Consider the following 15,013-nt stretch of genomic DNA (forward strand, 5'->3'; position numbering starts at 1 on the left):
GCTGAGTGAAGAAAGGATGCTGACATCTTATTGTGCTTCTACGAATTCAGCTGATTTAATACCGGCTTGGTAACCGAAAATAATGATTTCCGCAACGGAGTTACCGCCGATCCGGTTTTGACCGTGTAATCCGCCTGTAACTTCGCCTGCTGCGAACAGTCCCGGAATCGGCTTACCGCTTTTATTTAAAACTTCTGTGTTCGAATTGATTTTCACACCACCCAAGGTGTAGTGAATCCCGGGACCAATTTTGATTGCATAATATGGCGCACTGGACAAGTCGTTTTCCATTGCTGTTGTTCTGTCGAATTCAGCATCCTTTTTATTCTTCACTGCGCTGTTCCACGCCAGAATCGAATACAAGATAAGCCGATTTTTCAGGAAGTTTATTGATTTGCGGCAGTTACTACGTGATTTTTTTCACTTCACTCGTACCCGAATGATCCAACACTGAATGATTCATGTTTGAGTCAACACTCTCGCTGTTTGCACTATTTCCATATCCACTTCGTACACATACATACTGCCGCGGGCTATCTACTGAGATGCCCAAACACATATGTCAGCACAGTCACGAAGAATATTGATATAGTGGACACTAGTTTTAATGCAAGCGTCAATACACATTTGGAATGGTTGAACAGAAGAATTTACAACCGCTGGCATAGTTACTTTCCATAGTACTAATAATTAGGATTTTCCTTGAGTATGTTCTCCTGCGAACCAAATTCTATGCATGTCGTTTCCTTCACATCGAACGCAGAGAAAGTAAACGTATATTTACGTACGAGTAACATATAGGGCAGATAACCGTAGAGCGGAATCAGAAAACCAATACCGTGAAAGTCTGCAAATGGTCGGGGAAAATTATGTAACCATAGGAAAAAAGACAGCTTCAGTTGAGAGCAATATAAAAAAATCTTTGCCAACCCAGAAACAAACTTTTTAGGTTACCTCATACGTCTTACTAATGTAAGAAACAAACAAGAATAAACGGAGGTTTGGAAGATGAAAAAACAGTTTGCGAAAAAAATTCCTTATTTAGTACTAGCGGGTTTCATTTGTGCGGTTGGAATCGGAGCGCCACAAATTTCATTAGCAAAACAGGCCAACTCAGTTCCAGAAATGGTGAATCAGCAGTCCGAAAAAACATTGCAAATAATAGAAATTGGTCAAAAAATTGGAGTGCCCGAACTTAAACTGAAGGAAAATACGTATGTACTTGATTACAAAATATCCGATGTTACCGGTGACTCCGTTAAAGACCAAGTGATTTTGGTCGGGACAAAAGAAAAAATTGATGGAAAACTGGATGCGTATGCGAGTAATTTATCCGTTATTGTGCAAGATGGAAAAACCTACAGATACGATAAATATGATTGGGTGTACGAAGGAACGGACGGGAAATTGTACGGAGAACTTGGAAGAGAACCGAATTTGATTATCGGTGACTATACAGGTAACAAAGTGAATGATATTATCACAACAGCCCCTCAAGGAGGAAATGGTGGATACGTGGATCATCTGATCTTAACATGGGAAGGGAATAAACTTAAAGATGTTTTGGCAAAAGATGTTGTGGCGGATAACCAAGAACTATACACTAATTCTCAGGCAAACTTCAGTTTGAAATTGCCTGCTTCATGGAAGGGATATTACAAGGCAAGCCAATATGCAGGTGCAAGTGCAAATAAAATCATACCGTTGGCTAAGCATGTAGTGCAGTTCGATTATACGACAAAAGATCGAAAAGATGCTGAAATGCTGCTGATGATCTCCGTATTCTCCAAAAATGATTGGAGCCGCCTCTCCAGTGAACAAGGCCCGTCTGTAGGGAGTGTAATTACGGAAGCCAACGGAATGGTGTATGTGTATACAACTCCGCAGTCCAATCCGTTTGATCCCCAGTCGAAGGATGGCAAGCTGTTTGACCAACTCTATGGTGATTTGAACATTGGGAAATCTTTTAAACTGCTAAAATAGGTTTTTGTAGATTCAAGTTGCCCCATAGTTCAATACGAGCATAATTCTTTATTTTCTGTGTCACCTCGTAACGTTCCCTCACGGAAGAAAAAATTAGATTTGCGTAAAAAACTCGATTTCCTTAGGATTAGGAACATCGAGTTTTTTAATCCGACGGAACTCTTAGTAGTTCTCATTACAGTGGGGGACCCTACTTTGCGAATTAGGAAATGAACTTGAAATTTTTTCATTTCATACTCATGAACCGAAAAACAAACTTTTTTAGGTACCACTCACGTCTTATTTGTATAGCCAGGAAATGATATGCGCATATCAAAGGGAGAGTCTTTAAATGAATAAGAAGTTTGAAAAGTTACTCATTGATTTTATTACGGAAAATAAAGAGAATATGTATCACTTAGCCTTTAGTTATGTGAAAAATGCTGAAAATGCACTCGATATTGTTCAGGATACGATCCATAAAGCTCTCTCTTCATCAAAAACATTGAAATCCGAAGGTTCGATAAAAAGCTGGTTTTACAGGATTCTGGTGAATACATCGATCGATTTCCTGAGAAAACAACAGCGGATTCAAATTGTAGATGATAAGACATTGGAATTTAACAGTCCTACAGGTGGAGACGTCTACCCTGACATAGATCTGGAGAAAGCTTTGGAGGAATTGCCCCATCCTTATCGTACTGTGATTGTACTTAGATATTTTGAAGATTTAAAAATTGACGAAATTGCGGAAGTTATGAATGAAAACATCAGTACTGTAAAAACACGATTGTATCAAGGGCTCCGCAAACTTCGAATTAAAATGAGTGATGAGATTTTAGAGGAGGTAAAATAAGATGAACGAACAACTGGAACAGTTAAAAAGCAAATATAAAAATACGCCTCTCCCAGATGAACTGGACTTCGTGGTGAAGAAAGCCATTAAACAAAGCAAAAAAAGACATGTGGGTTGGTTGAAGAATCTCGTTGGGGTTGGGGCAGCGGCTATTATATTGGTAACAGGCATTAATGCCAGTCCTGCCTTTGCAAAGGCTTTATCAGATGTGCCGCTGGTTGGTTCACTCGTCAAAGTACTGACTTTTACAGAGCTTAAAGTAGATGAAGGAACCGCTAAAGCCAATATCAAAGTACCGGCCATTACGAATATGGAAAATAAAACGTTAGAAGCCGCTCTAAATACCAAATATCTGGAAGAAAGTGAAAAGCTGTACAGCGATTTTATAGCTGAAATGAAGGAGTTAAAGAAAAATGGCGGGGGCCATACAGGCGTGGACAGCGGCTATGAAGTCAAAACCGACAACGATCAGATTCTTGCCATTGGCAGATATGTCGTAAATACGGTTGGCTCATCCTCAACAACATTTAAATACGATACAATCGATAAGAAAAATCAACTTTTAATTACCTTACCAAGTTTATTTAAAGAGGACAGCTATATCAGGCTGATCAGTGAAAATATTAAAGAACAAATGAGACATCAGATGAAGGCGGACCCGGACAAAACGTATTGGGTAGATGATAAACTCAATTTTGAGAGTTTTGAAAGCATTGCTAAAGATCAATCCTTTTATATTAACAATGATGGCAAACTTGTCATTTCTTTTGATAAATACGAAGTTGCGCCAGGTTATATGGGTGTAGTTGAATTTATCATTCCGACCAATGTGATTGCCGATGAATTAGTAAGTAATGTTTATATAAATTAAAAATCCGTAAATTAAAAGGATGCAGCTTAGAAGGCTGCATCCTTTTAAGGGTGTCAGATAGATTTTGCTTCTAGAATAAAAGAATACATATCAAATCGTATAACACACCGCTGACAAAAAGCAGCACTAGGAAGAGCGCCATTTTTCTCCAGAAGTAATCTCGGAGTATCGCACGAGCAAGAAATACATAGATGTAGACCTGAAGCTGCTTGGCTGGGCAATCGGAGATAACGTAAGGGAAGAAGTAGAGCTGTACAGAATGCCTAATAACGAGGAAAAAGGGCATGCCGATTGTCTGGAATAAATGACTGGCACCCGGCCTATGATGTTCACAACCAACAGATTCGAAACCAATTGCTATACTTGCATCCCCTATTTTTGCTTTTCTAACTTGGAGAACTATTAAATACTGGTCCTATGAGATGCGTAATTATATGGTTGCTCATTTATTACGTATGCCACTTTATTATTATGACCAGCATCACAGCGAGAGCGTGCGCTCTTTATTTACAAATGACCTGTTTGTTGTAGAGAAAACATTGACAGATCGATTTAGTAACTACGTTTACTATCTTGTTTTAGGCATAGTAACGATTGGTGCCATGTTGTGGCTGAATGTACAATTTGCTTTAGTATTAATTACCGTAACGGAGCATTGAATCAATTCATGAAAAGCAGGACAACGATCTCAATAACACACAAAATTGATGAGACAAAGAATTCAGATCTTGTTCTTGTTTTGACGATGGAGAACTTATACAATACGGTTCTCCAGTAACGTTAATGAAACAGCAGGGGAAGTATCGTTCATTATATGAGGCCTATCATACTTCTTAATATTCAGATTTGAAGGAGTGGCAGTTTAATGAGAATATATTCATTTCCTCATGCAGGGGGCTCCGCTACAGTTTATTATAAAGCGGACATTTTTTCATTGAGCAGCATTGTAGTGAGGTATTAAATATCATTAATCAGACTTGCAACTATTTATTTTATTCATGAATTTGTGAGCATAATCAACGCCGTAAATACATTATATTCCTTTAATTATATTATAATGTTAATATATAACGGTAGTGATTTTTTTAAAAGGTGGTGGACAAATGACAGTGGATGCACTATTAACACTAAAAGAAGTTTCGAAAAAATACGGAAATAGAGATGTGTTAACAGATGTCTCTCTTACGATTAACAGAGGAGATTGTATAATTCTGAGGGGGAACAATGGTTCCGGAAAAAGTACGATGCTCCGAATTGTAAGTGGGTTAATTCCAATAAGTTCTGGAGAGAGGTTACTGAAGCATTCTAATTTAGTTATTGGTTACACACCTGACCGCCTCTCAAAACTAAGGATGACGTCTACTGAGTACCTGACACACATGGGAAGAATATCTGATATTCCCAAAAAAAATCTGGAAAATCGCATTAGGGAATTGCATGAGTTTTTTAGTCTTGAACAGAGCAATACTTTGAAAATGACTCAATTTTCTAAAGGAATGTTACAAAAAACGAATCTAATGCAAGCGATGATTAAAACGCCAGATATCCTTGTACTGGATGAGCCGTTTTCAGGATTAGATAAAGAATCTACAGCCCACTTACTTAACTCATTGAAGAAAATAAAATCTCATGGAACCTCAATACTTGCAGCTGTTCATGAGCCGTTATTAGCAAGTCAATTGGAGAATAGGACATACTGGATCAGACAAGGGCGAATATTGATGGATAATTCAGATAATTCTTCAGATCAATCGACTGCTTTTTTCGAATTGGAAGGCTCAGTGGATCAGGAGACTTTGGATCGTCTTTCTGGTTTATTTTCTGACGTTACTTGGAAAACATGTGATAGTGGTCATCTCTTATTCACCATTATGCAGGAGGATTATCGTGACTTTTTACTTGAATTTATACATAAAGGTGGAGTTATTAACAACCTAACAAGAAAGGAATTGAAACAATGACTGCACTGATATCATTCATACATACTTGCTTCATGCGTTCTTATCGGTATGGTCCACCTACTTTTGTTTTTATCCTAGGTATCCTATTTGTATATAGTGTGGTTCCCAATCCAGTGATGTCCAGTTATGCCTTTTCAACAATATTTTTATTTATTGTTTCTGCGGTGATTGGTTATACGCTTATTGATATTGAAACGGTTAATCAGGAATCTGTAACACTTTTACACAGTGGAAGTTTACTCAAACTTTATATCTCTAAATTGTTATATAGCTGGTTATTTTCCATTCCGTTGGCGTTATATGCGGTTTTGTTCCCAGCCATATTCCACAAATTTGATAGAAATCCTAGCCTCGAAGAACTAGGCATGTCCTTCATCTATCATATTGCTGCAGCTTGGTTAGGGGTCGCGCTAGCTTGTTGGTTCAGTTCTAAATTCATTCGATCCCGCGTAATGTCTTTCTTGATGTTGGGTCTTCTCATTGTCATTACGCTTTCTGTACAAGGGATTGAAGATCGTCTGCCTGATGGCTTAAAAAGTGCTATGATATTGTTTCCCCCATTAAATAGCATTATAAATGTGTTGTTTGATTATGAATCGGCGACGCTGTTTAATAAATTATCGGTAGTAGGCGCGTCATTACTATATGGTACGATGATCGCTATGTTATTCTTGCTAATGCTTAATAAACGAAAGCTTGATTCATCTCATTGATAATGAAATTTCCTCCAGCTATAATCATAGTGAAAAACAGCTTATAGCTTCCTCGCTACTCAACGTGGGTTAAATCATTTGGATTAAAGTTATCGATCGATAAGAACTAGTTACCTGAATCGTCAAGTTACAGCACTCGCGACAACTTCCGATAACCTCGTGGAGAGATTCTCTCGGCGCGGTAAACACCCGGCTGAAGTAGTGGATGTCCGGGTAACCGACGAGTTCTCCGATCCGTTCGTTTGGCCAAATAGTCTCCTGCAACAGCTTGTGGGCCTCCCGGTGCCGGATGGAGCGCACATAATCTCCAGGGGGAATCCCTACAATCTGGCGGAAGAGCTTGGAGGTGGAGTCCTCGCACATTCCGAGACGTTCCGCAAGAATGGCATTGCTCCACGTTGCAGCCGGAGTCTCCTCTATGTCCTCTATGTCCTGTATGATCTCCTTTACCTTCTGGTCATGGACCGAAGCGCCTGTGATTCGCCGGGACATCTGGGAACGAATGAGGGAAGCTAGAATGTTCAGCATTAGCCCCCTACATACCAGCTGGTAGCCCAGTGGACGCATCGTAAACTCGTGGACCAGCTTCTCCATGAATTGCACGCAATCGTGGGAGGGTTGATATACCGGCTCCTCCGACAACGGGGAACAGCTCTCTTTCACTGCCTCTACCTCAATTTTTCCTTCCATTACCCCCTCCTCCAGAATCACCATATCCTCTTCCCTGTTGATGTTCAATTCCCCGAAGAAGTCAAAATGGATCGCGATCAGTTTGGTGGCCGGATCAGCCTCCGTTGCCTTCCGGTGGTAGACGCCGGAAGGCTTAACGATAAGCTGCCCGGGTAACACCGTGTAGGTTCCCTCCTCCATCACAACGGACAACTGGCCGTGGCACACATAGAGCAGCTCGAAATCGTACAGCCTCCTTCCCGGGAACAAGCGAGGCGGACCTTCTGGAACTGCGCGTAATGGATGGATGGAGTCCACTCATGGAAGGGGACTCGCTTGCAGACCGGGTGTTGGAGAGAGGGGGGGCATAGCGGGACAGCTCCCTTACATAGATTAGATGGAATAACGGAATCGTGCAAAAAGTAACTTTCTTAGCTAAATAAAACTCTCCATCATTCTTATATAATAAAGGTAACAAGGTATCATAACTAGACGAAAGTTATTCTGTAGTAATCCGGTATAATACAAATGTAAGAGAAGGATATGCATGAAGAATGGTAAGTCATCAATGCCCAAGAAGACTAGACGTTGTAGGGAGACTTCGTTTCTCCCAACAAGGAGCTTGGATCAACATAAAATAACCTCCGCGAGTGAGAAGGATAGGATGGATGCATCATGAAAAGGTACGGGGCGGTCGTGATAGGCTGCGGTTATATGGGCTCTCTCCACTTGGACGCGATATCACGACAGGAGCGGGTCCGGTTGATCGGCGTGGCGGATTGGAACCGAGACAGGGCCTCTTTAGTGGCAATCAAATACGGAGCCGAGTGTTGGAGCACGGATTACCGGGCTTTGATCGAGCGTGACGATGTGGATCTGGTCATTATCGCCACGTACCCGTCCTCCCATCTGGAGATCGCAAAAGATTGTCTCGCTGCAGGGAAGCATATCCTATGCGAGAAGCCGATGGCGGGCAATGCACGGGAAACGCAGGAATTCATGAAGCTGGCCCGTGGAGCCAAAACCAAGGTCCTGATCGGTCACATCCTTCGCCATAACACCACGTACCAGGCGGTTATGAAGATGATCCGGGAGGGCGCCATCGGCTTCCCCTTGGTCATCCGGTTATCCCAATTGAAGCCCTCTAAAAATTGGGATTCCCACTTGTCCCTGCTCCGGGACGTCTCGCCGATCGTGGATTGCGGCGTCCATTATATCGATGTGATGCGTTGGGCTACAGGGGCGGACGTGGTAAGCGTCAACGGGATCGGGCAGCGTCTCTATGAAGAAGTCCCGCCGTACACTTACAATTACGGACTCATGACCCTCCGTCTGTCGGACGGCTCCATCGGCTACTTTGAGACGGGATGGGGCAAGGGGATTCCGACTGATAGCCGGAAGGAATTCATCGGACCCGCAGGCCGGATCCGCATCATCTACAAGAACGAACGACCGCGAGAGGATCAGCATTTGGGAAATCTGGTCGAGGTCGAAGACCACCGGAAAGGAACGGTCCGGCAGATCAATATGGACTTCTCCGTGAAGCCTACGGGTGCCCAACTGGACTATTTCCTGTCCATGCTGGAGAACAACTTGCCCGCTATACCGGCAATGGAGGATGCCTTCCAGGCGATGGAGATCGCTCTCCTGGCCGACCGGGCGATCCATGAAGGAATTACGTTACCTTGCACGAAATAAGGGTGGACCAACATGGTGATGGTAACAGGGGATGACCCGGTGCATGGTATACACCTGTTGAAGGATTATATCGTCCACACTTATGTGAAGGACAGCATCCGACATCAGGCGGTAGATCCGAGGGATGTTTACGGTGCCGTCGGGTACCAGCAGCTGGATCATCAACGGATTACAGAGATTATAGGCTCTGGAAACATAGTGTTGTTTTGCTGTGTTAACCCCAGTGGGATTCCGAACAGAAGGGAACGAACCATGGAAAGAAAATTGGAAACCTTAGTAATTTCCCGCCTGACAAATCAGACGGATGTTTCAGATACAGATGAAGTCCAGATCATCAAGCAGTATCAATGGCTTAAAGGGTATAATCCGGTCGTTACAGCAAGATTAAATTACAGTCAGGAGGATCTGAAGCTTCAGTTTAAGGTTTACGAAAAGAATCCTATACGAACATATAGAAACATGAATGATCCCGTGTATAAGGATAGCTGCATCGAGTTCTTTTTTCAGCCTACTCCAGATTCGGACCAGCGTTATATGAATTTCGAATTTAATGCGAATGGTGCAATCCTCTTGCAGATAGGAGCGGATCGGTATGATCGCTTCCCAATCACTATCAATCCGGCACTTTTCCACATCCTATCCACCACGGATCAAATCAATGATAAAGGGGAAGTGTATTGGGAATTAAGCTTTTCGATCTCATGGGTTTGGGTACAATCTTATTTTTCGGACTTTCGGGCAGTGCCGGGAAAAAGGATAAGAGGAAATTTTTACAAGTGCGGCGACGATACGACCTATCCGCACTATGGAACATGGAGCGAAGTTCATTCGAACAAACCAGAATTTCATAGCAGCTGTGATTTTGGGATTCTGTACTTAGAGTAACTGCGAAACGCAGTCAATGAATAACTTCCGAAGCCGCATATACGGGGTTGGAGGTTTTTTATCTTTTTTAGGGAAATTAGTCAAATAGAAACAAGATTGATATCATGTCAAATTATACATAGGTTTAGGCTGTCGGCAAAAATGGGAGCAACACGAGTTTCCGGTATTATGCCGAGGCCTGCACTATATAAAGAGCACTTGCCGGAAAGAAGGAACCTCCAACTCTTTCAAATACACAGGTGAAGTGTACGATGCTGAAAGCGGATTATCATTATGTCTGCTGATTGGGTTTGTCGGCTTTAAAGTCTCGTTTCGACAGATTTTCAACGATCCATCCATTCGAGACTGCCGCCTCACAGCTTGTTCTGTGAACATATTTACGGCGTATAGTCGCTTTAATACCGAGGTCCCGCATGAGTCGCAAAACCTTTTTGTGATTCACAACAAGACGATATTGAAGGTACAACTCATCCTGTATAAGGCGGTATCCTACGGTGCTGTTACGGTGCTCATAAATGGCTTTGATCTTACGCCCGTCAGTATCCTTATCCTTGCGTTTCAGATAGGCAGAGGCTTATGGTTTGCTTGTGCTTAAGCTCGCCGATGACGACATATCTCTTCTTCCAACCCTCCCCTTTCAAGATTTGTAACCACTTTTTCAGGACATTTACCTCCAATTTCAAACGACGCATTTCTCGTTCATGCTCGGTTTCAACCCTGTGTGCATCTCTACGTCTATACTCAAATGGTTACCGCTTCACATAACGATTTATCCCCGCTGTCCAGACTTCGATCAAATGCTCAATCTTGATACGTCCTCAGTGCATTGGAAATCAACTGTTTCGTTAATTTTCGTAAAAAATCATTGATTTATGTAGATGAATGTATAGTAAGCGCTATTTTCCCGGCATATAATAGCTTTGCGAAACAAACACAAAGAAATCCCGAAACTCTGTTTCGTTCATTCCAATGAATAAATTTTCTGGGAATTCATCGGGAATGGACGCGATTCGCTGATGGTGAAGTAAAAATAGAAGAAACAAAAAGAAACGGAGGCTAATTATGTTTAAAAAAATCTTTACAGTTTGGTTAACGCTGGCGTTGGCTATTTTGCCGCTGGTGGGCACGAAGGTGAATGCGGCGGGTGACTACACTGCCGGCATAAGTGAGACCGGCTCCACAGGCACAATTTGGTTTCAGACCAGCTTAACGCTGAGATTCCTGGATGTACATTACACCATCACATCCGGTGGTCAAACAGGTGTTCAGCAGAATATCTCCATGCAAAAAAATACAGCTACAGGCAACTATGAATATAAAATTCCTGTTGCATTAGCTGCGAATGATGTCATTAAATACTCATTTACCTATTTTAATGAAGCAACCGGAGGAGCAACCGACACAGCACAGGTTTCTTACACCTACGGACAAGGCGGAGGAGAAAATCCGGCAACATTATCCGCTCCAACGTTCAGCCCAGGTGCAGGCACTTACACCTCAGCACAGAATGTTACTATCTCTGCTGTACCAAGCGATGCCGCCATTTATTACACCACCGACGGCAGCACACCCACCCGCCAGTCCGCACTATACACCGGAGCCATCCAAGTGTCGCAAAGCCAGACCCTCAAGGCCATAGCTGTAAAAACCGGTTATTTTGACTCTCCAGCAGCGATTTCGGCATACAGCATTAATACGGGCGGAGGCCCGGATGTGCCGGTCGGAAGCAACCGCTTGACTATCCAGATTAAAAATGACAGCAAAGGCCAATACACAGATAGCCAGGTTTACTGGCAGATTGTCGGCAAATCCTATCAAACGGGAAAATTCGTTCACGTGGATGCAACCGGCAGCCTAGTCGAAATGAAACGAACGGACAATACCTATTACAAGAATAACCAAGACGGCAATAATACGAATGATTATTACACCAACTACTTCCATAAGCTGAGTGACGTAAGCTGGGTATCCATCCCGGATATCGAATCTGCAAGGCTCTATGTGAGCTATGGTGAGCCTGTGTTAATCCGTACGGTTGACGCTCTGGATGGCGCCGGAAATATCGTCGGCCTTGGATATCAGGGACCGGACATCAACTCCCCAACGGACGCCAACCAGAAGGTTTATTTTGATTTTATCGAATTCAATTTGGGTCCAAACGGATTCCATGGCAACACAACAAGAGTGGATCAATTCGGGTTCCCGCTAAAAATGCAATTGATCGGACACGACGGTTACAACCGTACTGTCGGCGAAACGGAATCTCGCGCGGCCATTTACGCCGCCTACAAGAACGAGGTATCCGACAAGTTCGTTTCCTTGGCAAACTCTCCATACCGGATTCTGGCTCCGGGTAAAGGCTCATTTGGACACCCCGTGAACGGTGAAGACAATACGCACTTTTTTGATGCCTACATTAATGACATCTGGAATACTTACCGCAGCAAAGAACTGGTATTTTCCGTCCCTGTCGGCGGAGGCAATCTGGTAACCTACAGCGGGCATGTGATGCCGGGAACCGACAAGCTCGTATTCAAAAAGGATGCGAATAACGGCAGTGGATTCACACCGTACCTATACTATGTGGATAAACCGACAACTCCTGACGCATTGGAAGGTAAAGGTGCCTTTGACAGAAGAAGTGCTGGCCAACCTGCGTCGATTACCGATGTTGAACTGGCGATCCAGGCCCAACTGTGCGCGGCAATCAACAGACACCTGCTGCTTACGGTTGACCCAACAAACTGGGGAAATGAAAGTTATTTCTTTAAAACAGCACCTTCCAACGAATATGTGAAGTTCTGGCATGACCACAGTATCGATCGGTTGGCCTACGGCTTTTGCTATGATGATGTCCGTGACTTCAGCCCATCGCTTCATACTCCAAGTCCTAAAGCAATGGTTGTCACTGTAGCCTGGTAGAAGATACACCCTTTCGGGCGGTTCTCTGGATGAATGAACCCATGTAATACGAGGCGGACACAACTATGTGCCCACCTCTATTATTATTGGGATGAGTATGGAGCAACACTTTCAGCTAATCCAACCATAGTCTTTAGTGACAAGGGCTTACTGGTGGAAATTGAGAAGGAAAAACCGTTTTGAGACCATGATACAACAGAAAATAGGTCGTTGTTTCCTTTAATGGTCAATTCACCATGGTCTGAGGGAACAATCTTGATTTGCTTATATTCAGTAAAATCTCCGCTCTCATCCAGCGCTCCTTCTGTCATCTGGAACTTAATTCTGTCAGTATTGCTTGAGTAAATCAGCTGGGCGGTTCTCTCAAACAGAATCGAACTGGATTCCAGTGTATAATCTTTAGATAAACTCGAAGGCATATAAAGCTGAAAGGGAAGATTTTCAGACAGCTGGGACAGGCTCTCATAATCTATAACGGGTGAGGTAGTTAGTAAAGGTGGTATAGGAGTGTCCGGTTTCATTATAAAAGGCTTAACCGTCATAAAACAAACCACAAGGGCTAAACAGGCTGCAATGGAAATCACAAACTTAAGAGGAATACGGGGCACAACGGGCTTCTTCGCCTCGGATATACTTTGCTCTGCCTGGGCTAAATGAGCCAAAACCCTTTGTTCCATATCCGGTGTTACATAGATCATTTCCTGCACCTGCCGATACTTATTCTTCAAAATCATACACCTCTTTTAATTCATCTTTCAAATAGCCCCTAGCCCGGTGTAGCAGGGAACGAACAGTAGATTCTTGCTTATCGAGTAGCTTAGCTATCTTTTTGGTAGTCATATCCTCCTGATAAAATAGGTGGATTACTTCTCGATACTTAACTGGCAACGAACCGACAGTATCCCACACAAAGGTGAGATCCTCCGATATCTCACAAGAGAGTGATTCAGACAATTCCTCCCAGCGTCGTCGCTGGTTATATTTAATTTTATTTTTGCATAAGTTGATGGCTACCCTCAATAACCAAGCCTTTTCGTGCTCCAGGCATTCAAAAACCGGCGCTTTCCGTAGCATCTGGATTAAGGTCTCCTGCAAGATATCTTCGGCATCAGAAATATTATGAAGATAGGAATGGGATAACCGCAAGAGAGCATCACCATGCTCCTTTAATGCAGTCTCCACTCGCAGTATATTAGCGCCTCTGACTTGTAACTGCATCGCATCAGAATTAAGTCTTGGCTGGTTGCTGGCTGCACTACTAAGGTTAATATATTGGCCAAAGAAGAGACGACATAAATAAATGATGAAATTTAAACCTGTTTTAATCCTGAAAAGGTATTTAAAGGATGCTTGTAGTAAGACGGGATTATTCGTCATCATACCCTCACTTTCTCTAAAATCATCACAAACAAGGGACCTGGAAAATCAACTGATTCCGGGTTGGCATAATTGCGTAGAATTAGAATTATATGATGCTTTTAATGATAGCTTGTAACTCTTCAACGGAGAGTGCAATATCTGGCATCAAGCAATAGTTGAAGCCATTTGCTTCCCAAGAAGCTATGGAGACAAGTCCTTTATTTCCTTTCAGTGTAATCTTTAACTCTCCTATAGCTACAGTTTTTGTGGTCTCATACTCGTTGTAATCACCGCTAATGTCACCGGAGTTTTGCGATACACGATAATACAGTTTATTATCCCCATTCCGATAAACAATCTGTGCCATTTTAATCTCAGTGTCATTTATGATAGAAATAACGTCCTGCTTGTAATTCTTCGGAAGCAATGAAGGAACCGTAAAATCTACGCCCATTGCCTTTCGTGCATCCTCCACAGTATTATAGCTCACATAGGGATTTGGAATCTCTGTTCCCTTTTTGTCGGCGTCTTTGTTTACTTTATCACCATTAATACTGATGTTACCGTCTTTTACAACGACGGCATTGTCATTGCCAAGTATAATACGGAACAGTCCCACAGGCACATAAACGGAGCCACTGATTGTAACGGGAGCCGTACCAAGGGAAGTGGGTGCAGTCATACCAAGGGAATGAGTGCTATAGGCAAAAAAACTGTCTGTTCCAATAACAAAATCAGTTTCTCTCTCTCCGTTTTCAGCATGGAATGCCTTCTTTTTTCCATCCCATTTGACAGTAAAGCCAAGGGCTTCAAAAACTGCACGAGCAGGCACCATGGTGACATTATTGATCACTTTCGGATGCAGTTTTATCACTATTTTATTCCCAGTAATGTGATACTCCTGATGAGTGGCAGTCAGCCCGTTCTTCGGTGCATTAGCGGCAAGAACCGTCATCGGTAATGTAAGCGCAAGTGTGCAGGCCATAATGGCTGTAGAAAGTTTATTCATAGTTAAGTTCTCCTCTCGTCTTGAACCGCTTATTTGGTCTACACTGTGTAAACAACTGGCATAGAGGAAATGTTGCGTGAAGGATGAAATTTTATTCAAAGGCTCCCG

14 protein-coding genes and 2 pseudogenes are annotated in these 15,013 nt (G+C 42.8%); 11 read left to right on the forward strand and 5 right to left on the reverse strand.

What is annotated here, in order from left to right; all coding sequences use genetic code 11:
* Positions 1 to 27: 27 nt before the first annotated feature.
* Positions 28 to 394, reverse strand: a pseudogene (locus L1028_RS17920) (FAD-binding protein); the annotation flags it as partial.
* A 614-nt stretch (positions 395 to 1,008) separates the two neighbouring features.
* Here L1028_RS17920 and L1028_RS17925 point away from each other — a divergent pair.
* The 6 genes from L1028_RS17925 (at position 1,009) to L1028_RS17950 (ending at position 6,363) form a co-directional block, all read left to right on the forward strand.
* Positions 1,009 to 1,983, forward strand: a complete 975-nt coding sequence (locus L1028_RS17925) for a hypothetical protein (RefSeq protein WP_234536413.1) — start codon at positions 1,009 to 1,011, stop codon at positions 1,981 to 1,983.
* Positions 1,984 to 2,314: 331 nt separating this feature from the next.
* Positions 2,315 to 2,818, forward strand: coding sequence for an RNA polymerase sigma factor (locus tag L1028_RS17930; protein ID WP_234536416.1), 504 nt, complete (start codon positions 2,315 to 2,317; stop codon positions 2,816 to 2,818).
* A 1-nt stretch (position 2,819) separates the two neighbouring features.
* Positions 2,820 to 3,689: an anti-sigma-V factor RsiV gene (gene rsiV / locus L1028_RS17935; protein ID WP_234536418.1), complete on the forward strand. Its 870-nt coding sequence runs from the start codon at positions 2,820 to 2,822 to the stop codon at positions 3,687 to 3,689.
* Positions 3,690 to 4,063: 374 nt separating this feature from the next.
* The gene (locus tag L1028_RS17940; protein ID WP_279306879.1) at positions 4,064 to 4,348 is read left to right on the forward strand and encodes an ABC transporter transmembrane domain-containing protein; all 285 of its coding nucleotides are present in this window, start codon (positions 4,064 to 4,066) and stop codon (positions 4,346 to 4,348) included.
* A gap of 444 nt (positions 4,349 to 4,792) precedes the next feature.
* On the forward strand, positions 4,793 to 5,650 hold the full coding sequence (locus tag L1028_RS17945) for an ATP-binding cassette domain-containing protein (protein WP_234536423.1): 858 nt from the start codon (positions 4,793 to 4,795) through the stop codon (positions 5,648 to 5,650).
* Positions 5,647 to 6,363, forward strand: a complete 717-nt coding sequence (locus L1028_RS17950; protein WP_234536425.1) for a hypothetical protein — start codon at positions 5,647 to 5,649, stop codon at positions 6,361 to 6,363. The genes L1028_RS17945 and L1028_RS17950 overlap by 4 nt, the downstream gene beginning before the upstream one ends.
* Positions 6,364 to 6,432: 69 nt before the next feature.
* On the opposite strand, the gene L1028_RS17955 is transcribed toward L1028_RS17950, so the two are convergent.
* Positions 6,433 to 7,302 (reverse strand): helix-turn-helix transcriptional regulator, encoded by an 870-nt coding sequence (locus L1028_RS17955; RefSeq protein WP_234536428.1) that lies wholly within the window; start codon positions 7,300 to 7,302, stop codon positions 6,433 to 6,435.
* A 444-nt stretch (positions 7,303 to 7,746) separates the two neighbouring features.
* Between L1028_RS17955 and L1028_RS17960 the strand changes: the two genes are divergently transcribed.
* From L1028_RS17960 to L1028_RS17980, 5 genes and pseudogenes are all read left to right on the forward strand, one after another.
* Positions 7,747 to 8,730 carry a Gfo/Idh/MocA family protein gene (locus L1028_RS17960; RefSeq protein ID WP_234536607.1) on the forward strand — a complete coding sequence of 328 codons (984 nt, stop codon included), beginning with the start codon at positions 7,747 to 7,749 and terminating at the stop codon, positions 8,728 to 8,730.
* Positions 8,731 to 8,739: 9 nt separating this feature from the next.
* Positions 8,740 to 8,902, forward strand: a pseudogene (locus L1028_RS17965) (sugar phosphate isomerase/epimerase); the annotation flags it as partial.
* Positions 8,903 to 8,982: 80 nt separating this feature from the next.
* Positions 8,983 to 9,615: a carbohydrate-binding family 9-like protein gene (locus L1028_RS17970; protein WP_234536610.1), complete on the forward strand. Its 633-nt coding sequence runs from the start codon at positions 8,983 to 8,985 to the stop codon at positions 9,613 to 9,615.
* Positions 9,616 to 9,859: 244 nt separating this feature from the next.
* Complete coding sequence (locus L1028_RS17975; RefSeq protein WP_234536430.1) at positions 9,860 to 10,210, forward strand: hypothetical protein; 351 nt, start codon at positions 9,860 to 9,862, stop codon at positions 10,208 to 10,210.
* A gap of 506 nt (positions 10,211 to 10,716) precedes the next feature.
* The gene (locus tag L1028_RS17980; RefSeq protein ID WP_234536449.1) at positions 10,717 to 12,537 is read left to right on the forward strand and encodes a beta-1,3-glucanase family protein; all 1,821 of its coding nucleotides are present in this window, start codon (positions 10,717 to 10,719) and stop codon (positions 12,535 to 12,537) included.
* 83 nt (positions 12,538 to 12,620) lie between these two features.
* On the opposite strand, the gene L1028_RS17985 is transcribed toward L1028_RS17980, so the two are convergent.
* From L1028_RS17985 to L1028_RS17995, 3 genes are all read right to left on the reverse strand, one after another.
* Entirely contained in the window at positions 12,621 to 13,265 is a 645-nt protein-coding gene (locus L1028_RS17985; protein ID WP_234536453.1) for a hypothetical protein, read from the reverse strand.
* Entirely contained in the window at positions 13,255 to 13,719 is a 465-nt protein-coding gene (locus tag L1028_RS17990) for an RNA polymerase sigma factor (protein ID WP_234536456.1), read from the reverse strand. Before L1028_RS17990 ends, L1028_RS17985 begins: the two co-directional genes overlap by 11 nt.
* A gap of 283 nt (positions 13,720 to 14,002) precedes the next feature.
* Positions 14,003 to 14,905 carry a stalk domain-containing protein gene (locus tag L1028_RS17995; protein ID WP_234536458.1) on the reverse strand — a complete coding sequence of 301 codons (903 nt, stop codon included), beginning with the start codon at positions 14,903 to 14,905 and terminating at the stop codon, positions 14,003 to 14,005.
* Positions 14,906 to 15,013: the final 108 nt, after the last annotated feature.

The organism is Paenibacillus pseudetheri (assembly GCF_924513355.1).
GTDB lineage: Bacteria > Bacillota > Bacilli > Paenibacillales > Paenibacillaceae > Paenibacillus_AQ > Paenibacillus_AQ pseudetheri.